Consider the following 22,267-nt stretch of genomic DNA (forward strand, 5'->3'; position numbering starts at 1 on the left):
TGCCCTCGCCCCCCACACCACCCCCACCCGCCCCCCCCCACCCCCCCCCCCCCCCCGCCCCGCCGCGGGGGGGGGGGGGGCCCCCGCGCCCCCCCCCCCCCCCCCCCTCGGCGTGTGTGGCGTTCGTTACGCCGCGAGCTTCGTCAGTGCCGCGTCGATCCGGGCCAGGGTCGTCTCCTTGCCCAGGACCTCCAGGGACTCGAAGAGCGGCAGGCCGACGGTGCGGCCGGTGACGGCGACCCGGACCGGGGCCTGGGCCTTGCCGAGCTTGAGGCCGTGGGCCTCGCCGGCGGCCAGGACGGCCTCCTTCAGGGAGTCCGGGGAGGACCAGTCGGCCGACTCCAGCTTCTCGCGGGCGGTGCGGAGCAGGGCGTCCGAGCCCTCCTTCATCGCCTTCGTCCAGGACGCCTCGTCGAAGACCGGCTCTGTGAGGAACAGGAAGTCGACGTTGTCCGTGATCTCCGACAGGACCTTCAGGCGGGTCTGCGCGTGCGGGGCGATCGCCTGCCACTTCACCTCGTCGAAGGCCTCCGGGGCCCAGGGGGCGAACGGGGCCTGGAGCCACGGGCGGCAGCGCTCGGTGAAGTCCTTCACATCGAGCAGGCGGATGTGGTCGCCGTTGATCGACTCGCACTTCTTCAGGTCGAAGCGGGCCGGGTTGGGCTGCACGTCCGCGATGTCGAACGCCGCGACCATCTCGTCCATCGTGAAGATGTCCTGGTCGGCCGAGAGCGACCAGCCGAGCAGGGAGAGGTAGTTGAGCAGGCCCTCCGGCAGGAAGCCGCGCTCGCGGTAGAGGTTCAGCGACGACTGCGGGTCGCGCTTGGAGAGCTTCTTGTTGCCCTCGCCCATCACATACGGCAGGTGGCCGAAGGCCGGGATCTGCTTGGCGACGCCCAGCTCCATCAGCGCCTTGTACAGGGCGATCTGACGGGGCGTCGAGGAGAGCAGGTCCTCGCCGCGCAGGACGTGGGTGATCTCCATCAGGGCGTCGTCGACCGGGTTGACGAGCGTGTAGAGGGGCGCGCCGTTGGCGCGGACGATGCCGTAGTCCGGGACGTTCTCCGGGGTGAAGGTCAGCTCGCCGCGGACCAGGTCCGTGAAGGTGATCGTCTCGTCGGGCATACGGAAGCGGACGATCGGCTCACGGCCCTGCGCCTCGTAGTCGGCGACCTGCTCGGCCGTGAGGTCGCGGCAGTGGCCGTCGTAGCCCGACGGCCTGCCCGCCGCCCGGGCCGCCTCGCGGCGGGTGTCCAGCTCCTCCTGCGAGCAGTAGCAGCGGTAGGCGTGGCCGCCGTCCAGGAGCTTCTGCGCGATCTCCTTGTACAGGTCCATGCGCTGCGACTGGCGGTACGGCGCGTGCGGGCCGCCGACCTCGGGGCCCTCGTCCCACTCGAAGCCGAGCCAGCGCATCGAGTCGAGCAGCTGGTCGTACGACTCCTCGGAGTCGCGGGCCGCGTCGGTGTCCTCGATACGGAAGACCAGGGTGCCCTGGTGGTGCCGGGCGAACGCCCAGTTGAACAGGGCGGTGCGGACCAGGCCCACATGGGGGTTACCGGTGGGCGAGGGGCAGAAACGGACGCGTACGGGAGAGCCGGGTGCGCTAGCCACGCTTGACAACCTTGTTGGTGAGAGTGCCGATGCCTTCGATGGTGACGGCGACCTCGTCGCCGACGTTGAGGGCCCCGACGCCGGCCGGGGTGCCCGTGAGGATCACGTCGCCGGGGAGCAGCGTCATGGCCTCGGAGATGTTGACGATCAGGTCCTCGATGGAGTGGATCATCTCGCTGGTCCGGCCGAGCTGGCGCTGTTCGCCGTTGACCGTGAGCTGGATCGTCAGGTCGGACGCGGTCTCGACGTCCAGGCCGGTCTCCACCCAGGGGCCCAGCGGGCAGGACGTGTCGAAGCCCTTGGCCCGGGCCCACTGTTTCTCGCGCTTCTGGACGTCCCGGGCGGTGATGTCGTTGGCGCAGGTGAAGCCGAAGATCACGTCCTTCACTCGCTCGCGCGGGACCTCGCGGCACATACGGCCGATGACGACGGCCAGTTCGGCCTCGTGGTGGAGGTCCTCGGTGAAGGACGGGTACTGGATCTCGTCGCCGGGGCCGATCACCGAGGTGGACGGCTTGAAGAAGGCGAACGGGGCGTCCGGCACGTCGTTGCCGAGTTCGCGGGCGTGCTCGGCGTAGTTGCGGCCGAACGCCACGACCTTGTTGGGGAGGACCGGCGGCAGCAGCCTGACCTTGCTCAACGGGACCTTCGTGCCGGAGAGCTCGAAGTCCGCGAACGGGATGCCCTTGATGATGTCGAGGACTAGCTCGTCCGGCCTGTCGCCCTCGACAGCGCCGAAGGCGACGTTCCCGTCGATGGAGAATCTGGCGATACGCACGGGATCCTGGCGCCCCTCACTGAACCGGCTGGAGTCTGACGCTCCAGGCTAGCGCGGGGAGGGGCGGGCGCCTCGCGCATTACCGCGGGCGCCCCCTGACGTCGTACGGGGTTGAACAACCGGTCGTTCGGCCGCGTACTACTGGGCGGCGGCGGTGACGGGCATCTCCTGGAGGATGGTGCGCTTGGGGTTCGCGGTGTGAGCGGGAAGATCGACGGAGTGCTCCGGCTGCTGCGGGATGTGCAGTTCCTCGGCGCCGTCGAGGTGGGCGAGCGTCGTGCGCCGCGGATTGGCTATCGTGCGGATCATCATCGTCGTCTTCACGGCTGTACTGAGTCCTGTCGTGACGGGTGGGCAGAAGCGTCCATCTTGTAAAGCGCCAGGCTAAACACGCGGTTCCCGCGAGAAGTCATCGGGACCCTCGACCTGCGTGTGAGTTTCCTCACGAGTCCAGGGATAAACCGGTCAATTCAGACCGGCAATCGACCCCGATGAAACGGACATTGCACCCCTGAACCCATCATTCCGCTCCTGATCATGGCGACTGGGACACCTCGTGCGCATGAGTGGCTCGCGGGCATAAGTCCGTTATGGGTGGGATAAGTTTCTACGGCTGGTAATCTCGCCCTCACGTGGTGTCACGTATGTCACGGCTCGACCTACGGGCCTTGTTGGAGATCCTGCACTGTGCTGGAATTCCACGGACCGCCGCAGGATCGAGCCGGCGCACAGGGGGCGCACCGAGCGCCGAGTGGCGGCGAGAAGGGGGAGCCGGCGCCGGTCCATCACGACGATCAGGGAGCGTTGCTCAAGATGCTTCCTACTACGCCGACACCGTGTCCGTCCGCTCGCGCGGAAGGGCGCCTGGTCCAGAGGTTGCGACGCTAGTGCAGGGACGTTTCAAGAGGGATGGCAGCGCTTCGGCAGAGCCGGAGCACGGCGGGACCGACCGAGGTCCCTCGCCCCAGCACGCCCAGAACCCGGGCTCGGCCCCGTCCGTCGACGGCGGTGAGCGCTCCGGGCGCCCCGCCGTGTCGGCGTCCCCGGGAACGGCCGGCCCCACCCCACCGCCCCCGGCCAAGAAGCCGTCGAAGGGCTCCTCGGGCCCCGGCTCGCGAATAGCCCTGCGCAACTGGCGTATCTCCACGCGCCTCGTGGCGCTGCTGACCCTCCCGGTGGTCGCGGCCACCTCGCTGGGTGCCCTGCGCATCAGCGACAACATGGACGACATCCAGCAGCTGGAGAACATGAAGCTGCTGACGGACATGACCAAGCGGGCCACCGAGCTCGCCGCCGCGCTCCAGGAGGAGCGCGACCAGTCCGCCGGTCCCCTCGCACACGGCGCCAAGGCGACCGACTACACGGTCAAGGGCTACCGGGACAAGACGGACCGGGCCGCGCAGAGCTTCCGGGACGCCTCCGAGGAGATCGACAACAGCAGCAAGGACGGCAACCTCAAGGGCGTCCGCGACAACATCGTCCAGCTCGTCCGTGAACTGGGCACCCTCTCCGAGGTCCGCAACGACGCCTACCGGGCCGACGGCAACTCCACGCAGACCGTGGAGGCCTACCACCGGGTGATCACCCACCTGCTGGACCTCTCGCAGGACATGGCCGAGGCGACCAGCAACCCGGACATGATCCAGAGCACCCGTGCCCTGGCCGCCTTCTCCTCGGCCAAGGAGTACGCCTCCATCCAGCGCGCGGTCCTCGCCGCGGCGCTCCCGGCGAGCAACACCGCCAAGAGCGACCTGTCGGAGAACGACCGGCTGTACGCCGACTCCGCCCTGGAGAGCCAGAAGTCCGAGCTGCGCAGCTTCAAGAGCATCTACGGCACGGAGGGCGCGGAGGAGCTCCTGAAGCCGATCGGCGACGGCAACGCGACGATCAAGGCCAGCGACACCTACGCCAACCGCGCCCTCACCTCCCCCACCGGTCTGCAGGCGCTGGACAAGCGCTCGTACCGGGACTGGGTGGACGACAGCACCACCAAGATCCAGCAGATGCGCGCCATCGAGACGACGCTGCTGGAGGACATGGAGCAGAAGGCCCGCGAGCTGCGCAACGCCTCCGAGCGTGAGGCGATCATCTCCGGTGCGCTGATCCTGCTCGTGCTCGGTGTCTCGCTGGTCGGCGCCTTCGTGGTGGCCCGCTCCATGATCCGCTCGCTGCGCCGCCTGGAGGAGACCGCCACCAAGGTCGCCCAGGACCGTCTGCCCGAGCTGGTCAAGCAGCTGTCCGAGTCCGACCCGCAGGACGTCGACACGTCCGTGGAGTCGGTCGGTGTGCACTCCCGGGACGAGATCGGCCAGGTGGCCGCGGCCTTCGACGACGTGCACCGCGAGGCGGTCCGCCTCGCCGCCGAGCAGGCCCTCCTGCGGGGCAACGTCAACGCGATGTTCACCAACCTCTCGCGCCGCTCCCAGGGCCTCATCCAGCGTCAGCTCTCGCTCATCTCCGAACTGGAGTCCCGCGAGGCCGACCCGGACCAGCTGTCCTCGCTGTTCAAGCTCGACCACCTCGCGACGCGTATGCGCCGTAACGGTGAGAACCTCCTCGTCCTCGCGGGTGAGGAGCCCGGCCGTCGCTGGACCCGCCCGGTCCCGCTGGTCGACGTGCTCCGTGCCGCCGCGTCCGAGGTGGAGCAGTACGAGCGCATCGAGCTGGCCTCGGTGCCGACCACCGAAGTCGCCGGCCGTGTGGTCAACGACCTCGTGCACCTGCTCGCCGAGCTCCTGGAGAACGCGACGTCGTTCTCCTCCCCGCAGACCAAGGTCAAGGTCACCGGTCACGCGCTGCCCGACGGCCGCGTGCTGATCGAGATCCACGACACCGGTATCGGCCTCTCCCCCGAGGACCTCGCGGCGATCAACGAACGGCTCGCCTCGCCGCCCACCGTGGACGTCTCCGTCTCCCGCCGCATGGGCCTCTTCGTGGTCGGCCGGCTGTCGCAGCGGCACGGCATCCGCATCCAGCTGCGCCCGTCCGACTCCGGTGGTACGACCGCGCTGGTCATGCTCCCCGTCGATGTCGCCCAGGGCGGCAAGAAGCCCGCTCCGGGCAAGCCCGGCCCGAACGGCCCCGTCGGCTCCGGTGGTCCGGCCGCCGCGCAGGCCGCCGCGGGTGTGGCTGCCGCCCGTCGCCAGGCCCAGGCCGGCGGCGGCTCCCTCGGCGCGGGTGCGCCGGGTGGTGCGCTCGGTGCCGGTGCGTCCGGCGGTGGCCGGCTCGGTGCCGGTCAGGGACCGCGGGCCGCGCTGCCCGGGCGTGACGGTGGCGGGCTGCCGGGTGGACCGGGTACTCCGCGCGGATCTCAGGGTCCGGGCGCGCCTTCGCAGGGCCGGCCTCCGGCCGGTGCGGGCGCCGGGTTCGGTGGCGGCCAGGCTCCGGGTGCTCCCCAGGGGCTGCAGGCCGCGGGCACGGGTCCGGCTTCGTTCGGGTCCGGTCAGGACTCCTTCGGTGCAGGCCAGAACGCCTTCGGTCCGGGGCAGGACGCCTTCGGTTCGGGCCAGGACGCCTTCGGCGGTTCCCGTGGCGGGTCCGGCCGTGAGCAGTCCCGGCCGCAGGCTCCCGCCGCTCCGCCGGCCGCGTCCCCGTCCGCCGGTGCCGAGAAGGGCCGTCGTGGCCGTCGGCCGCAGCTGCCGCCGCGCGGTGGTGCGCGGGCCGAGCTGCCGGGCGGCGACCAGCCGCGCGTCCCCAGCTGGAGCGACGAGAACGCCCAGCCGCCGGTGCCGCGCGCCTCGCTCGACACCCCGCGCGGGCACGACGAGGACCCCGCACAGACCTTCCGGATGCCGCGCGTCGACGACCGCCAGGGCCCCGGCTCGACGTCGGAGATGCCGGTGGTTCCGCCGCGCCACGACGACCGTCAGGGCTCGGGCCCGCAGAACAGCGGCTCCCAGCACACCGGGCAGCAGAACACGGGCCAGTTCGTCCGCTCGGACGTCTACGGAGCCCCTGGTTCGCAGAACACCTCGTCGCAGACCGGCCAGTTCGCCTCACCGCAGGCGTACGACGGCGGCTCGACGGGCCAGCACGCCCTTCCCGGCCGCCAGAACCCCGAGTCCACCGGGCAGTTCGAGCGGCCCCAGGTGAACGGCACGTACGGCAACGGCTTCGGTGCCCAGCAGCCCCCGGCCCCGGCGCGCCCGCAGCAGCGGCCCGCCCGCCAGGAGCCCGAGGCACTGCCGCCCGCGACGGGCCCCGGCGACGGGCGCACCCCGCTGTACGACACGCTGGAGACCAACTGGTTCCACGGTGGTCAGCAGGAACGGCAGTCCGGCGGCAACCATTCGCCGGCCGGCGGCAACACCTCATCGACCACCACCAACGGTTCGGCACCGGCGCCGCAGCAGCCGGCTCCCGCCGCTCCCCCGCAGCGTCCCGCGGCCACCTCCTGGCGCAGCTCGCCGAACGACGACCTCGTTCGGCAGGCAGAACGCGTCCGGCAACCGGCCGCCGGCGGTGTCACCACCTCCGGTCTGCCGCGCCGGGTTCCCAGGGCGAACCTCGTCCCGGGTACGGCTCAGCAGCAGCAACAGCACCAACCCGGTCCGCAGATCTCGCGTGCGCCTGACGACGTACGCGGTCGGCTGACCAATCTCCGTCGGGGTATCGCGCAGGGTCGTCAGGTCGGCAGCGACCAGACCGGCAGCTTCCCGAACCCCACTCACCAGCAGGAGCGTTAGTTGAGCCAGATGAGCCAAGCGGCACAAAACCTCAACTGGTTGATCACCAACTTCGTGGACAACACCCCCGGTGTGTCCCACACCGTCGTCGTGTCCGCCGACGGTCTTCTGCTGGCCATGTCGGAGGGTTTCCCCCGCGACCGTGCCGACCAGCTGGCGGCCGTCGCGTCGGGTCTGACCTCGCTGACGGCAGGGGCGTCCCGGATCTTCGACGGCGGCAACGTGGCACAGACCGTCGTCGAGATGGAACGGGGATTCCTGTTCCTCATGTCCGTCTCGGACGGATCCTCGCTCGCCGTCCTGGCCCACCCCGAATGCGACATCGGCCTCGTCGGCTACGAGATGGCGCTGCTGGTCGACCGCGCGGGCGCCGTGCTCACGCCGGACCTGCGCGCCGAACTCCAAGGCAGTCTGCTCCACTGATCAGCCCCGGATCCACCCGCCTCACCAAATCACCGTCCGGCCGCCACAATCCCCCCACCGGCGCCCACCAGACGGCCTGACTGACCGACATGCTGTCCCCGCCCGGAGGATTCATGACCCCGCCCACCGCCTCTCATGATCCGTACGCGGAGCCGTACGAGGATGAGGGCGACCAGCCGCTGGTACGTCCGTACGCGATGACCGGTGGCCGGACCCGGCCGCGCTACCAGCTCGCCATCGAGGCCCTGATCAGCACCACGGCCGACCCGGCAGCGCTCATGGGGCTGCTACCTGAGCACCAGCGCATCTGCCACCTGTGCCGTGAGGTGAAGTCGGTCGCCGAGGTCTCGGCGCTGCTGTCCATGCCGCTGGGTGTGGCCAGGATCCTCGTCGCCGACCTCGCTGAGGCCGGCCTGGTCGCCATCCACCAGCCGGGCGGCGACGAGAACAACGGCGGCGCTCCGGATGTGACGCTGCTCGAAAGGGTGCTCAGTGGACTTCGCAAGCTCTGAACCAGGCCGGGCGACCACCTCTGCCAAGATCGTGGTGGCGGGTGGCTTCGGCGTGGGCAAGACCACGTTCGTGGGCGCCGTCTCGGAGATCAACCCGCTGCGCACGGAGGCCGTGATGACCTCCGCGAGCGCGGGCATCGACGACCTCACGCACACCGGGGACAAGACCACCACCACGGTGGCCATGGACTTCGGACGCATCACCCTGGACCAGGACCTGATCCTGTACCTGTTCGGTACGCCGGGCCAGGACCGCTTCTGGTTCATGTGGGACGACCTGGTCCGCGGCGCCATCGGCGCCGTCGTACTGGTCGACACCCGCAGGCTCGCCGACTGCTTCCCGGCGGTCGACTACTTCGAGAACAGCGGGCTGCCGTTCGTCATAGCCCTGAACGGCTTCGACGGGCACCAGCCCTACTCGCCCGACGAGGTGCGCGAGGCCCTGCAGATCGGCCCGGACGCGCCGATCATCACGACCGACGCCCGGCACCGGGCCGATGCCAAGAGTGCGCTGATCACGCTGGTGGAGCACGCCCTCATGGCGAGGCTGCGGTAGATCAAGTAGGAAGCGCCATACGGCAGTTGTCGTAGATGTGATGGAGCCGGCTGTGGCCTTTGACACGGTCGGCTTCGTTGTTCATAACGTTTCGGCAGAGGAATCGGGTGGTACGGCCACTCGTCGCGGTCGCGTGGTCTCGCTGCGCGCACAAAGGCCCCGTCTTTTGACGGGGCTCGTTCTTTATGACCGTTTTATCTGGGGCTTACATCGCGGAGAATCCTCCTCTTCCACTGTTTGGAAGAGCGCAGGCCGACGTGCTGGAATGCCTGAACTGCCTAATAGTCAAAGACGTACTCCGCAGTACTGCGTACTCAATGGCGAACTGGGCTTGAGACACAGCGGCACATACGTAGGTGCCGACCCCGCCGGAAGGTTGTTGGTCGAGTGAGGCGAAGCAAGAGCAGTCCCGAGCCGTCGGCCCGGGGCAACTTCACCCCGCCGCCGCGCGGAGCGGCGCCCGCCCCTGTGCCCGGATCGGAACCAACGGCCGTGCCGGCCCCAAGCGGCGGCCGTCTCTCCCCGCGCAACTGGCGCGTGCCGACCAGGCTGAACGCGATCCTGCTCATACCCGTGCTGGTCGGCCTCGTCATGGGCGGCTTCCAGGTCAAGAGCTCGATCGACACCTGGCAGGAGGCCGAGGACGCGGAGAACACCGCGCGTCTGGTGGCCGCCGCCCTGGCCTACGGCGATGCCCTCCTCGTCGAGCGTGACTCGACCGCCGCTCCCCTGCTCCAGGGCAAGGGACAGGACGACGAGGCGGTCGTCCAGGCCCGCGACAACACCGACAAGGCCGCCGACGCCTTCGACGAGGCCGCGCAGAACATGCCCGACCGGCCCAACCTGGAGCGCCGTCTGGCGCGCTTCCGGGAGGTGGAGCCGGACCTGGCGGACCTGCGCGCCGCCGCCTACACCACCAAGCTCTCCGGCGTGCAGACCGAGGAAGGCTATGTAGAGGTCGAGCACCGGCTGCTTGAGTTCTCCAACGAGCTGGGCCTCGGCACCGGAAACATCACCAGCTACGGCCGTACCGTCTACGCCATCTCGCTCACCAAGGGCGCGCTCTCCCTGGAGCGCTCCATCGGTATGCACATGCTGGTCAAGCCGGGCCCCAAGGCCACGGACCTGGCCCGGCAGCGCATCGCCCTGTCCTCGTACGCCTACCTGGAGGGCATCGCCATCCAGGAGTACACCAGCGGCGGCACCGAGGAGGACAACCAGAAGCTCAAGGACTCCAAGGCGGAGATCGAGGCCAAGGGTCTGGCGATGGCCAAGGCGGCCAAGCAGAAGAACCCCGACTACGTGCCGCCGCCGTCCGACCCCACCAAGATGGTCGGGGCGCTGGCCCAGCTGACCTCCACGGACACCAGTGAGCGTGCGGCGCTCGCCCAGCAGGGCATCACCGCCGAGAACTGGTGGGCGGTCAACACCCTCAAGTACAACGCTTACCGCGACATCGAGACCGGCCTCGCCAACACCGCGGTGAACGAGGCCTCGGCCATCTCCGACGACGCCAAGCGCGACGCCCTGATCACCGGTGCCGCCGTCGTGGTCGCCCTGCTCGCCGCGTTCATCCTGGCCGGCATGGTGGCCCGCCAGATGTCCCGCGCCATGCGCCAGCTGCGCAACGCCGCGTTCGGCATCGCCGAGCAGCGCCTGCCGATGCTGGTCGACCAGCTCTCGCGCACCGACCCGGGCCGGGTGGACACCCGCGTCCAGCCCATCCCGATCAACACCCGGGACGAGATCGGCGAGGTCGCCCGCGCCTTCGACCAGGTCCATCGCGAGGCCGTCCGGCTCGCCGCCGAGCAGGCCCTGCTGCGGGGCAACATCAACGCGATCTTCACCAACCTGTCGCGCCGCAACCAGTCGCTGATCGAGGGCCAGCTGACCCTGATCACCGACCTGGAGAACAACGAGGCTGACCCGGACCAGCTGGAGAACCTCTTCAAGCTGGACCACCTCGCGACCCGTATGCGCCGCAACGGCGAGAACCTCCTCGTCCTCGCCGGCGAGGAGCCCGGCCGCCGCTGGGACCAGCCGGTCCCGCTGGTCGACGTGCTGCGCGCCGCCTCCTCCGAGGTGGAGCAGTACGAGCGCATCGAGCTGTCCGGCGTCCCGGAGGCCGAGATCCACGGCCGTGCCGTGACCGACCTCGTGCACCTGCTCGCCGAGCTGCTGGAGAACGCGACGACGTTCTCCTCCCCGCAGACCAAGGTTCGCGTGACCGCCACCCGTCTCCCCGACGGTCGGATCATGATCGAGATCCACGACAAGGGCATCGGCCTCACCGCCGAGGACTTCGCGGACATCAACCACAAGCTGGCCAACCCGCCGACCGTCGACGCCGCGATCTCCCAGCGCATGGGCCTGTTCGTGGTCGGCCGGCTGTCCGACCGGCACGGCATCCGCGTCCAGCTGCGCCCCTCCGGCGAGCAGGCCGGCACCACCTCGCTGGTCATGCTGCCGGACGCGATCACGCACGGTGGCGGCGGCGAGCAGCAGCCCGCGCACGACGAGTTCACGGTGTCGCAGATCATCCCGGAGCAGCAGTTCCAGGGTGAGAACTTCAACCAGCCGCAGCTGCGTACGGCCGCCGAGCTCGGCTTCGACGACAGCCGCTACACCGAGGTCCCGGACGACATCCGGGAGCTGGACCCGGTCGGCCGCTCCCTGATGCGCGAGGAGCGCCGGGCGGCTCTTGAGGCCCAGACGCACGGCCAGCAGCCCGGCCAGGACGGCGCCGAGCCGTCCGCGTACGACGACTTCACCGGTCAGCCCGGCTACGACGGCCGGGGCGGTTTCCCCGAGCAGCGCGGCGGATACGACCCGCAGTCGGCGTACGAGGACCAGCGGCAGACGTCGTACGAGGAGCAGCAGCAGGCTGCGTACGAAGAGCCTCAGCGCGCCGCATACGACGAGCCCCAGCGGCCGTCGTACGACGACCAGTACTACGCGCCGAACGGCGGCCTGTCGCAGAACGACACCTTCACGTCGGGTGCCGGCTACCCCGAGCCGTCGTATCCGGAGCCGGTGCGCGAGGAGCCCGCGGGTGCCGGTGCCTCCGCCCCGGAGAGCTTCCCGGCCTTCGAGCAGCGGCGTCAGCAGGACGACTGGCCGCAGTCGAACGGCTATCGCAACGGGTACCCGGACCAGTACGCTCCGGAAACGGAATCTGCGCAGGCCGATGACTCAAGTGAGCACGACCGCGTAGGCTTCGACCGTCCGGGACCGGCCTCCTCCGCCACCCACGCGCTGACCGACGCCGGGCTTCCCCGCCGCGGAGCAGCGGCGAGCGGCACGAACGGCGCACGACCCGTGCGGCAGGAAGCGCCGGCCCCCACGCCGGAGAGCAACGGCGACAGCAGCTGGCGTTCACAGAACGACGACCGCTGGCAGCAGGCCTCGCAGCTCCGGAAGCCCAAGGCAGGCGGGGTGACCTCCTCCGGTCTGCCGCGGCGGGTACCCAAGGCCAACCTGGTCGAGGGAGCCGCCGCAGCCACCCCACAGGGCGGCCCACAGGTCTCCCGCGCTCCCGAGGACGTCCGGGGCAGGCTGAGCAACCTGCGCCGTGGTGTCCAGCGGGGTCGCAGTGCGGGAAGTGAAACGAACGGCCAGGGCTTCGGTCCTGACAGCACCTACAACCAGGAGCGTTAGTGTGAGCCCGATGAGCCAGGCGGCACAGAACCTGAACTGGTTGATCACCAATTTCGTGGACAACACCCCCGGGGTGTCGCACACGGTGGTGGTCTCCGCCGACGGACTCCTTCTGGCGATGTCCGAAGGCTTTCCGCGCGACCGCGCCGACCAGCTCGCGGCCGTCGCCTCCGGTCTGACGTCTCTGACGGCAGGCGCCTCCCGCATCTTCGAGGGTGGCAGCGTTAACCAGACGGTTGTGGAGATGGAGCGGGGATTCCTGTTCATCATGTCCATCTCCGACGGTTCGTCGCTCGCGGTCCTCGCACATCCCGAGGCGGACATCGGCCTCATTGGGTACGAGATGGCGCTTCTGGTCGACCGTGCCGGTACGGTCCTCACGCCGGATCTGCGTGCCGAGCTCCAGGGCAGCCTGCTCAACTAACAGACAGTCGGTGCGTTTTGGCGTCCCGTGGCCGTAAGGTTTCGGGACGCGGCTCCACATGATGGGTGCCAAGCACAGTCGGAGGAGGAGAGAGAGTGGCAACACCCCCAGGCGGTTCATCGTCGGGTAATTGGTCGTACGGTCCCGGCCAGGGCCAGCACGGCGGTTCCCAGAACCCGAACCGTTACAACTTCCCCTCCACACCGAGCCAGCGGCAGCCGTACGCCCCGCAGGGCCCCGGGCCCTCGCCGTACGACCAGCCGCCGGCACCGCGCATCCAGCCGGTGCAGCCGCAACGACGCGCCCCTGAGCCGGCGCCCGCCGGGTCGTCGAACAACCCCCTGGTGCGCCCGTACGCCATGACCGGCGGCCGGACGCGCCCGCGTTACCAGCTCGCCATCGAGGCGCTGGTGCACACCACCGCGCAGCCGCACCAGATGCAGGGCCAGCTGCCCGAGCATCAGCGGATCTGCAACCTCTGCCGTGAGATCAAGTCGGTAGCCGAGATCTCGGCTCTGCTCACGATCCCTCTCGGCGTGGCCAGGATCCTCGTCGCCGACTTGGCGGAGGCGGGCCTGGTCGCCATCCATCAGCCCGGCGGCGACGAGAACGCCGGCGGCCAGCCAGACGTGACACTGCTCGAAAGGGTGCTCAGTGGACTTCGCAAGCTCTAGCGGCGGTCCTTCCCGCTCCACCACCTCCGCGAAGATCGTGGTGGCGGGCGGCTTCGGCGTGGGCAAGACCACGTTCGTCGGCGCCGTCTCGGAGATCAACCCGCTGCGCACAGAGGCCGTGATGACTTCCGCTTCGGCGGGCATCGACGACCTCACCCACACCGGAGACAAGACGACCACGACGGTCGCCATGGACTTCGGCCGCATCACCCTGGACCAGGATCTGATCCTGTACCTGTTCGGCACCCCCGGTCAGGACCGCTTCTGGTTCATGTGGGACGACCTGGTCCGCGGCGCGATCGGCGCGATCGTCCTGGTGGACACCCGTCGTCTCGCCGACTGCTTCCCCGCGGTCGACTACTTCGAGAACTCGGGTCTCCCCTTCGTGATCGCCCTCAACGGCTTCGACGGCAACCAGCCGTACAACCCGGACGAGGTCCGCGAGGCTCTCCAGATCGGTCCGGACACCCCGATCATCACGACCGACGCCCGCCACCGCGCGGACGCGAAGTCGGCGCTGATCACGCTGGTCGAGCACGCCCTGATGGCACGTCTGCGCTAGCAGCTTCGCTCTTCGGCACGTTTCACTTGCGGCCCCCGTTCCTCCTGTGGGAGGGATGGGGGCCGTAAGTCGTTTCCGGGAGGGGTACGGGAGGGGTGCGGGGATGAGCGCGGAGGCGGCCGCATTACGGCTGGGGACGACCGTGGCGCGGGCGGCGGCCCAGGCGTGGCTCGGCGGGAAGCGGCGGGAGCAGGAACGCCGGTTGCCGATGGCCGAGTTGGTGCGGCTGCGGGTGTCCGGGCTGCGGTTGCAGCGCAGCGTGCAGCGGCAGTTCGAGGAGATCGCGGACGCGGTGTTCGACCGGCTGGCGCCGTTTCTGGAGCGGGAGTTCCGCGGACTGGACGAGGGCGGCCGGCAGGCGGTGGCCGACGGGGTCTGCGACACCTTCGCGCAGGCGGACCTGTCGGACGAGGCGCTGCTCGCGGCGGACGTGAATCCGGCGGAGGTGGTGCGCCGGGTGGCTGGTTCCGTGCGGGTCCCGGTGGGGCTGAGCGAGGCCGAAACACGACTGTACGAGGTGCTTCTCGCCGAGTGCTGTGAGTACTACGTACGGATCGTGCGGGGTCTGCCGGTCTTCGAGGAGCGGGCACTGGCGGAAGTGCTGGCGCGGACGACGTCACTGGGCGCCGAGATCGCCCGGGTACTGGAGCGGCTGCCGGACCGGTCGCTGTTCGCCCCGGAGGGGACGGACCGGGACGGGGAGTTCCGGCGGCGGTATCTGGAGCTGGTGAGCGCGTCGCTGGACGAGGTGGAGCTGTTCCGGCGTACGTCGGACCGGGCTGCGGCGCGGGCGCGGTTGTCGGTGGCGTATGTGAGTCTGCGGGCTTCGGGGGACGACGGAGTACGGGGCCGCGTGGGAGGGCTCAAGGGGCGCTCTCTGCCGCTCCTGCGGCCCGATATGAGCGACTGGGAGGACGGGGGCCGGGGCGAGGCCGCGGGGATGCGGGTGGAGGCCGCTCTGGGCGGTGCCACGCGGGTGCTGCTGCGCGGTGAGGCCGGCTCCGGCAAGACGACGCTGCTGCGGTGGCTGGCGATCACGGCGGCGCGGGGCGCGTTCACCGGGGAGCTGGCGGGCTGGAACGGTCTGACGCCGGTGTTCGTGAAGCTGCGGGAGTACAGCGGGCGGGCGTTGCCGGTGCCGGAGGCGATGCTGGACTCGGTGGCCGGACATATCACCGGGGTCATGCCGAGGGCGTGGGTCGAGCGGCAGTTGGCCGGGGGCCGGGCGTTGCTGCTGATCGACGGCGTGGACGAGCTGCTGGACGGTGAGCGTCGTGCCGTACGGGAGTGGCTGCGGAGGCTTCTCGCGGCGTACGGGGATGTGCGGGTGGTCGTCACGTCCCGGCCGGCCGCGGCCGGTGCCGACTGGCTGCGCGGCGAGGAGTTCACGGCACTGCACCTGGACCGGATGACGCCGCCCGATCTGGCGGCGTTCGTACGGCAGTGGCATCAGGCGGTGCGGGAGCTGGGTGAGGAGCTGCCGTGTGCGGTGGAGGAACTGCCGCAGTACGAGCAGTCGTTGCTGAACAGCCTGAAGGACCGGCCGCATCTGCAGTCGCTGGCGGGGACGCCGCTGCTGGCGTCGATGCTGTGCGCGATGCATCTGAGCCAGGGCAGTCAACTCCCGCGCGACCGGATGGAGTTGTACCGCAACGCCCTGCACACGCTGGTCCATGAGCGGGACGCGCACCGCAGTGTCCCCAGCGCCGTGGACAGTCGGCTGAGCCTCGGGGACAAGCTGGTGCTGCTGCGGGATCTGGCGTGGCGGCTGTCGGACAACAACCGCAGTGAGATCTCGCTGGAGCAGGCGGGGCGGTATGTGGGGCGGAAGCTGGCGGGGATGCGGCACCTGGAGGAACAGGACGGGGTGCGGGTCCTTGGCCAGCTGCGGGGGCGCTCGGGCGTACTGCGCTCCCCCGCCATGGGGCGCCTGGACTTCGTGCACCGCACCTTCCAGGAGTACCTGGCCGCCGAGGAGGCGACGGAGGAGGACCGCATCGGGAACCTGGTGGGGCGGGCCCACCTGGACATCTGGCGCGAGACGATCATCATGGCGGCGGGGCATGCGAACCGGCCGCAGCGGGAGGAGTTGCTGGGCGGAATCCTGGACCGCGCACGGGAGGAACCCCAGCACGCCCGGAAGTTGCGACTGCTGGCGGCGGCTTGCCAGGAAACGGTTCCGGAGGTCTCCGAGGGATTGGCGGAACGACTGGACTCGGCGGTGGACGCGTTGCTGCCCGCACGGCGGCCGACGGATCCGCCGGCGTTGGCGGCGGTGGGGACGAGTCTGCTGCGCAGGATGCCCCGGACGCTGGGTGAGCTGACCGAGAAGGCCGCCGTACAGACAGTGCGGACAGTGGCGTTGATCGGGGGCGAGGAGGCTCTGGGGCTGCTGGCGGGATACGTCGGGGACGAGCGCGGTCCAGTCATATCCGCACTCGCCGGCGCCTGGGGCTACTTCGACGCGGATGCCTACGCGGATGAGGTCTTGGCCCACGTCCCGCTCGCGGGCCGCGTCGTCAAGCTCACGCACTCCGGCCAGTGGGACGCGGTCCGCCGACTGGCGTCCGTCAACACGCTGACGATCCAGTATCCCTTCGCGGACCTGGCGACATTGGGCGAACTGCCGCCCCTGCGGTTTCTCGTGATCTTCAGGCCGCCCGAGGTCACAGACCTGACCCGGCTCCGGGTGCAGCCCACTCTCTCGATGCTCGCCGTGCTGGGCAGCCCGACGTTCAAGCAGCTCGAAGGCCTGGGTGAGCTTCCGAAGCTGAAAGACGTCTACCTGAATGTAGGAGGAACACCGAGCCTCGACGGTCTGCGTCTCGGGCCAACGACGTCGATGCTCTCGCTGCTGGGGGTGAGGACGGATACCGACTTGGCTTTCCTCGCCAACCAGCAGTGGGTCACCCACCTGGCCCTGGCGCCTACGGGATTCCTCCCGTCGGCCAACCTGCAGCCTGTCTTCCAGATGCCCCGGCTCGCCCGCTTGGTCCTGCACGACGCCGACGTGACCGCCTGGTCGACCCAGCAGCCGTCGTTCCCGCCGAACCTGACTCGCATGACCCTGTACAACTGCACCCTGCCCGAGGACCCAGCCGCCCTGGACTTCCCCTGCGTGGACGTCCTGATCCGCTGATGGCATGCCACGGCCCCGCCCTCCCCAGCGGGAAGAACGGGGCCGTAGCCACACTCAAAAGCTCAGCGCCAGCTGTGCGGCGCCCGGAAGCCCGGCTCGCGCTCCAGGCGGCGCCAGCCCGCCTTCGGGCGGCCGCGGTGGGCCGGGGCCGGGTCGGACGGCTGGGCGGCGGCGCGGGCCAGGAGGATCGCCGTGATGGCCGCGACTTCCTCGGGCTCGGCGTGGCCCTTCTCGACGCGAATATCAGGGAGGTTCATGGGTGTCAGTCTCCGTGAGAGAGGTTTCCGCTGGGGTATCGCGGAGGGTCCGCTGGGTTACTGCGGGGGGTTGCCGTGCTTGCGGGACGGCAGGTCGGCGTGCTTGGTCTGGAGCATCGCCAGGGACCGGACGAGCACCTCACGGGTCTCCGCGGGGTCGATCACGTCGTCCACCAGGCCACGCTCGGCCGCGTAGTAGGGGTGCATGAGCTCGGACTTGTACTCCTTGACCATGCGGGCCCGCATGGCCTCGGGGTCCTCGGCCTCGGCGATCTGCCGGCGGAAGATGACGTTGGCCGCACCCTCCGCGCCCATCACGGCGATCTCGTTGGTCGGCCAGGCATAGGTGAGGTCGGCGCCGATGGACTGGCTGTCCATGACGATGTACGCACCTCCGTACGCCTTGCGCAGGATCAGCGAGATCCGCGGCACGGTCGCGTTGCAGTAGGCGTAGAGGAGCTTCGCGCCGTGCCTGATGATGCCGCCGTGTTCCTGGTCGACACCGGGGAGGAACCCGGGGACGTCCAGGAAAGTGACGATCGGGATGTTAAAAGCGTCACACATCTGGACAAAGCGCGCAGCTTTTTCCGACGCCTCGATGTCCAGGACGCCGGCGAGGGACTGCGGCTGGTTGGCCACGATGCCCACGACCTGGCCGTCGAGCCGGGCCAGCGCGCAGATGATGTTCCGCGCCCAGCGCTCGTGGACCTCCAGGTACTCGCCGTCGTCGACGATCTCCTCGATGACCTTGGCCATGTCGTACGGCCGGTTGCCGTCCGCCGGGACCAGGTCGAGCAGTACCTCGCTGCGACGGTCGGGCGCGTCCGAGGACTCGGCCCGGGGCGGGTTCTCGCGGTTGTTCTGCGGGAGGAGGGACAGGAGGTAGCGGACCTCCGCGATGCACGTCTCCTCGTCGTCGTACGCGAAGTGGCAGACGCCGGAGGTCTCGGCGTGCACGTCCGCGCCGCCCAGGCCGTTCTGGGTGATCTCCTCGCCGGTGACCGCCTTGACCACGTCCGGGCCGGTGATGAACATCTGGGACGTCTCGCGGACCATGAAGACGAAGTCCGTCAGGGCGGGGCTGTACGCCGCGCCGCCCGCGCACGGGCCGAGCATGACGCTGATCTGCGGGATGACGCCGGACGCCTTGGTGTTGCGCTGGAAGATGCCGCCGTACCCGGCGAGGGCCGAGACGCCCTCCTGGATACGGGCACCGGCGCCGTCGTTCAGCGAGACCAGCGGGGCACCGGCCGCGATGGCCATGTCCATGATCTTGTGGATCTTCGTGGCATGGGCCTCGCCCAGCGCGCCGCCGAAGATCCGGAAGTCGTGGGCGTAGACGAAGACCGTACGGCCCTCCACCGTGCCCCAGCCGGTGATGACACCGTCGGTGTACGGCTTCTTGGCCTCCAGGCCGAAACCGACCGCCCGGTGCCGGCGCAGCTGCTCGACCTCCCGGAAGGACCCCGGGTCCAGCAGCAGCTCGATCCGCTCACGGGCGGTCAGCTTGCCCTTGGCGTGCTGCGCCGCGGTCGCCTTCTCGCTCGGGCCGGCCAGCGCCTGCGCACGGATCTCGTGCAGCTCGGCGGTCCGTCCGCGCGCGTCGATCGGCTCACCCGGTGCCTCTTCCAAAACGGTCATGTAGTGACCTTACGAAGGACACCAAGGAAAGCGAGCCGTTGACTCCGTACAGTCTCCGGAGCCATTTCCTGGTGCCACTGAACAGAACCATGACGGCATGCAGCCCTTCCGACTGCTCAGAGGGCGTGCGCGTTGTTGGGGTCACACAAAGGCATCAGCCGAGAGCCACCTCACACAGGTGGGTCGCGCATACCATCCCCGGAGTGACACGGACCCTCAGTCGGCGCCCTGTCGCGAGGACCTCGACCGAGTCGTCGGCCCGCAGGATCCGTCGTACGGGACGGTCCCAGGTGATCTCCAGCGGCTCCCCCGTGCGCGGCGGCTCGCTCACGCAGAGGGTAGCGGTACGGCCCCGGCCGCGGAGCAGCACGCTCGCCCCGGCGGAGGCGGTGAGCGGGCCCGCCGTACCTCGCTGCCAGAAGTTGGCGGCCGTCAGCCCCAGGGAGGGCACGCGTACGGCCTGGCATCCGCGGTCATTGGCGAGGACCGACAGCCAGCGGGCCCCGTGCGCGGCCCGTGCCGCCACCGCGTCCCGTTCGGCGCCGGGCATGAGCAGGTAGACGTAGGTCGCGTCCGCCGGGTCCGTGCCGTGGTCCAGCCACAGGGTCTGCCAGCGGCGGGTGCGGTGCTCCGTCGTACTGCCGGTGTTGATGTCGGACCAGGCGCCGGTGCGGTCCTCGCGCAGGGTGCGCAGATCGCCGTACGGCACCACCCAGCCGCCGTGGCCCTCCAGATGGGCCCAGCCCCGGCCGCGTACGAAGGCCTGGTCACCGCCCTCCCCCAGGTTGCGGTTGTCGACGACGGTCTCGACGGGGACCGCGTCGGTGCAGCTGATCCCGGCGCCGAGGCAGATCACGGCGTCCGCGACGCAGAACCACGACTTACGGGCTTCGAGCGTCGACCCCAGCCCCTTCAGGTGCTGCCCGATCGCCGCGTACTCGCCGTCGGTCGTCCCCCCGACCCACCGCACGGCGGGCTTGGGCTCGCCCCACTCGCCGCCCGCCCTGTCGGGGAGGCGGCGGGTGGAGACGGTGGTGCCGGGGAGGCGGTACCAGTCGACGGTCGGCCAGTACCAGTCCGTGTACTGGTCTCCGTGTCCGTCGGCCCACCAGGAGAGCATTCCGGCGCCGGTGTGCCAGCCGCGCGGGTTCTCGCCGTTGCCGCACTCGTAGTGGGCGATACGGTCACTGGCCATGGCGATGTTCGCGACGAAGCCCGGGCGGCGGTGGACGGCCCGGTCCATGGCGGCGAAGAGGTGGTGGCCGACGGGTTCGGGTGCGGCCGGGACCGGCGACTCGGCGACGGTGTGCAGCCGGGCGAGGTCGGCGACACCGAACTGACGTGCCGTCAAGATCGGTGTGAAGGTGTCCCGTTCGATCCATCCCTTGATACGGCCGTACCAGCGCTCGCGTTCCGCCGCGCTCGCCCCGCCCGCGAGCAGGGCGACGGCGGCGATGATCGCCTGCCCGTGGTAGTGGTCGCTCCGCATCACCTGACGCTCGTCGCTCTTGAGGTAACCGCGGCTGATGGCACGGCCGTTGACGCCGTCCATCACCAGCCCGTCGTGGATGAGGGGCGCGTAGGCGCGCTCGACGCTGTCGAGGACGATCTGCCGGTGCGGGTCGGTCACCTCCCACTCGGATCCGGCCAGCAGGGCGAAGAGGCGGCCGAGGCCGTCGAGGAGGACCTGTCCGTAGGTGCCGGAGTAGGCGACCCAGGTGTGCTGGACGAAGGAGCCGTCGGCGTAGAGGCCGTCGCCCTTGGTGACGTACGGGAAGACCGGGGAGAGCGCGTCCCTGGCGAGCGCGATCTTCGCCGGGGTGCGGCCGAGGATGCCGCGCAGGGCGACGCTGCGGCACAGGTCGACGCGGTTGGCGCCGGTGGAGGTGCCGGAGTAGTCGCTGAGCATGACGTCCGGGATGAAGTGGTCGACGGCCGCACAGGCGGCTATGACGCGGGCGTCGGTGAGGTCGTCGTACAGGGTGGCCGTGATGTCCATCAGCAGGCGGGGGCTGCCGATCTGCCATTCCCACCAGTTGCCGTAGCGGGTGGTGGAGGGGTTGTAGACGGTGGCGGAGAGGTGGTCGAGGCCGCGCAGGACGCCGGCGAGGAGGGCGGGGTCGGCGGTGGATCCGGTGCCCTGCTGGACGTAGGCCTGGGTCATGGTCCACAGACGGCTGTAGCTCTGGGTGATGCCGGCCGGCGGGTCGTAGGGGTGGTCGGGCCAGAGGGAGGCGGGGGCGGGCGCCATGGTGGCCCGGAAGCCGCGGGCGAGGGTGCCGGTCTCGGCGAGGCGGGGGGCGTACGGCTGTGCGGCGGGGTCGTAGCCGGTGCCGAGGGCGATGTCGAGCCAGCGGTGGCGGAGGGCGGCGTAGGGGTCGGCGCCGGCGGCGCGGGCGGCGGGCGCGGGTGTGGCCGCGGCCGTGGCCATGAGCGCCGTCGCGAGTAAGACGGCTCGGCGAGTGGGTCCCATGGGTGCTCTTCGCTGGGGGTTCATGCCCTGGGCATCTACCACCTCAGAGTAATCGCGCCAACACTTTGCGGATGATGTTGAAACGTGAACGGAATAGCCCTAAGGTCGGTCGCGTTGATGTAGTTCAAGATTCAACATCAGCATGTCGGTATCCCTTTTCGACATCATTCGACATCAGTTCGACATCACTCGAAGGAGCACGTCATGGCGAACCTCGACCTCTCCGCCCTGACCGGTGAGTACACGATCGACACGGCCCACTCCACGATCGGCTTCACCGTTCGCCACGCCATGGTCACCAACGTCAAGGGCAAGTTCCTCGACTTCAGCGGCTCGCTGCAGCTGGACGGCGGCGACCCGTCGGCGTCCACGGCGTCCATCGACGTCAAGATGGACAGCATCGACACCGGCTCCGCGGACCGCGACGGGCACCTCAAGAGCGCGGACTTCTTCAAGGCGGAGGAGTTCCCGACGATGACCTTCCGCTCGACCTCGGCCGAGTCCCTCGGCGGCGACGACTACCGCATCACCGGCGACCTCACGATCCTCGGCACCACCAAGCCGCTCACCATCGACCTGGAGTTCAACGGCGCCGCGAAGGACCCGTTCGGCAACGAGCGCGTCGGCTTCGAGGGCAAGGCGGAGCTGCTGCGGTCGGAGTGGGGGCTGACCTGGAACGCCGCGCTGGAGACGGGCGGGGTGCTGGTCTCCGACAAGATCAAGCTGAACTTCGACATTTCGGCGATCAGGAACGCGTGACGCACGGTTCCGGCAGTTCGACCACGGCAGGGGGGGGGGGGGGGGGTGAGTGGGAGCGCACAGCCGCGCCGGGGGCGCCGCCCGGCCGCGGGCGCCGCCCCCCAGACCACACGCGC

General features: G+C 69.9%; 16 protein-coding genes. 10 read left to right on the forward strand and 6 right to left on the reverse strand.

The genetic code is table 11. The features are described from left to right. Positions 1 to 126 precede the first annotated feature (126 nt). From gltX to ACFWYS_RS03085, 3 genes are all read right to left on the reverse strand, one after another. A complete protein-coding gene (gene gltX / locus ACFWYS_RS03075) occupies positions 127 to 1,611 on the reverse strand; it encodes a glutamate--tRNA ligase (protein ID WP_384762538.1) in 1,485 nt (494 codons plus the stop codon). Next, the gene (locus ACFWYS_RS03080) at positions 1,604 to 2,389 is read right to left on the reverse strand and encodes a fumarylacetoacetate hydrolase family protein (RefSeq protein ID WP_384762540.1); all 786 of its coding nucleotides are present in this window, start codon (positions 2,387 to 2,389) and stop codon (positions 1,604 to 1,606) included. The genes gltX and ACFWYS_RS03080 overlap by 8 nt, the downstream gene beginning before the upstream one ends. A 138-nt stretch (positions 2,390 to 2,527) precedes the next feature. Continuing rightward, positions 2,528 to 2,713 carry a hypothetical protein gene (locus ACFWYS_RS03085; RefSeq protein ID WP_384762542.1) on the reverse strand — a complete coding sequence of 62 codons (186 nt, stop codon included), beginning with the start codon at positions 2,711 to 2,713 and terminating at the stop codon, positions 2,528 to 2,530. A gap of 563 nt (positions 2,714 to 3,276) precedes the next feature. On the opposite strand from ACFWYS_RS03085, the gene ACFWYS_RS03090 reads away from it, so the two are divergent. The 9 genes from ACFWYS_RS03090 to ACFWYS_RS03130 all read left to right on the forward strand — a co-directional run bounded on the left by ACFWYS_RS03090 (position 3,277) and on the right by ACFWYS_RS03130 (position 17,021). Further along, positions 3,277 to 7,074 (forward strand): nitrate- and nitrite sensing domain-containing protein, encoded by a 3,798-nt coding sequence (locus ACFWYS_RS03090; protein ID WP_384762544.1) that lies wholly within the window; start codon positions 3,277 to 3,279, stop codon positions 7,072 to 7,074. Positions 7,075 to 7,083: 9 nt separating this feature from the next. Next, a complete protein-coding gene (locus ACFWYS_RS03095) occupies positions 7,084 to 7,497 on the forward strand; it encodes a roadblock/LC7 domain-containing protein (RefSeq protein WP_048580707.1) in 414 nt (137 codons plus the stop codon). A gap of 113 nt (positions 7,498 to 7,610) precedes the next feature. Then, positions 7,611 to 8,009 (forward strand): DUF742 domain-containing protein, encoded by a 399-nt coding sequence (locus ACFWYS_RS03100; RefSeq protein ID WP_003997626.1) that lies wholly within the window; start codon positions 7,611 to 7,613, stop codon positions 8,007 to 8,009. Beyond that, complete coding sequence (locus ACFWYS_RS03105) at positions 7,990 to 8,565, forward strand: ATP/GTP-binding protein (protein ID WP_272121748.1); 576 nt, start codon at positions 7,990 to 7,992, stop codon at positions 8,563 to 8,565. The genes ACFWYS_RS03100 and ACFWYS_RS03105 overlap by 20 nt, the downstream gene beginning before the upstream one ends. A gap of 387 nt (positions 8,566 to 8,952) precedes the next feature. Next, entirely contained in the window at positions 8,953 to 12,222 is a 3,270-nt protein-coding gene (locus ACFWYS_RS03110; protein WP_384762546.1) for a nitrate- and nitrite sensing domain-containing protein, read from the forward strand. Positions 12,223 to 12,232: 10 nt separating this feature from the next. Next, complete coding sequence (locus ACFWYS_RS03115; protein WP_004983065.1) at positions 12,233 to 12,646, forward strand: roadblock/LC7 domain-containing protein; 414 nt, start codon at positions 12,233 to 12,235, stop codon at positions 12,644 to 12,646. Between the two features lie 95 nt (positions 12,647 to 12,741). Beyond that, positions 12,742 to 13,320, forward strand: a complete 579-nt coding sequence (locus tag ACFWYS_RS03120; RefSeq protein WP_384762548.1) for a DUF742 domain-containing protein — start codon at positions 12,742 to 12,744, stop codon at positions 13,318 to 13,320. Further along, the gene (locus tag ACFWYS_RS03125; protein WP_026248371.1) at positions 13,301 to 13,882 is read left to right on the forward strand and encodes an ATP/GTP-binding protein; all 582 of its coding nucleotides are present in this window, start codon (positions 13,301 to 13,303) and stop codon (positions 13,880 to 13,882) included. Before ACFWYS_RS03120 ends, ACFWYS_RS03125 begins: the two co-directional genes overlap by 20 nt. 103 nt (positions 13,883 to 13,985) lie before the next feature. Further along, entirely contained in the window at positions 13,986 to 17,021 is a 3,036-nt protein-coding gene (locus ACFWYS_RS03130) for an NACHT domain-containing protein (RefSeq protein WP_384762550.1), read from the forward strand. Between the two features lie 62 nt (positions 17,022 to 17,083). Here the strand turns inward: ACFWYS_RS03130 and ACFWYS_RS03135 are convergent, their stop codons facing one another. The 3 genes from ACFWYS_RS03135 to ACFWYS_RS03145 all read right to left on the reverse strand — a co-directional run bounded on the left by ACFWYS_RS03135 (position 17,084) and on the right by ACFWYS_RS03145 (position 21,392). Next, on the reverse strand, positions 17,084 to 17,278 hold the full coding sequence (locus tag ACFWYS_RS03135; RefSeq protein WP_384762552.1) for an acyl-CoA carboxylase subunit epsilon: 195 nt from the start codon (positions 17,276 to 17,278) through the stop codon (positions 17,084 to 17,086). Positions 17,279 to 17,335: 57 nt separating this feature from the next. Next, the gene (locus ACFWYS_RS03140) at positions 17,336 to 18,919 is read right to left on the reverse strand and encodes an acyl-CoA carboxylase subunit beta (protein ID WP_384762554.1); all 1,584 of its coding nucleotides are present in this window, start codon (positions 18,917 to 18,919) and stop codon (positions 17,336 to 17,338) included. A gap of 154 nt (positions 18,920 to 19,073) precedes the next feature. Then, entirely contained in the window at positions 19,074 to 21,392 is a 2,319-nt protein-coding gene (locus tag ACFWYS_RS03145; RefSeq protein ID WP_384762555.1) for a polysaccharide lyase 8 family protein, read from the reverse strand. Between the two features lie 204 nt (positions 21,393 to 21,596). Between ACFWYS_RS03145 and ACFWYS_RS03150 the strand changes: the two genes are divergently transcribed. Beyond that, complete coding sequence (locus tag ACFWYS_RS03150) at positions 21,597 to 22,151, forward strand: YceI family protein (protein ID WP_384762557.1); 555 nt, start codon at positions 21,597 to 21,599, stop codon at positions 22,149 to 22,151. The last annotated feature ends 116 nt before the right edge of the window (positions 22,152 to 22,267 follow it).

This window comes from Streptomyces sp. NPDC059010 (genome assembly GCF_042740355.1).
GTDB lineage: Bacteria > Actinomycetota > Actinomycetes > Streptomycetales > Streptomycetaceae > Streptomyces.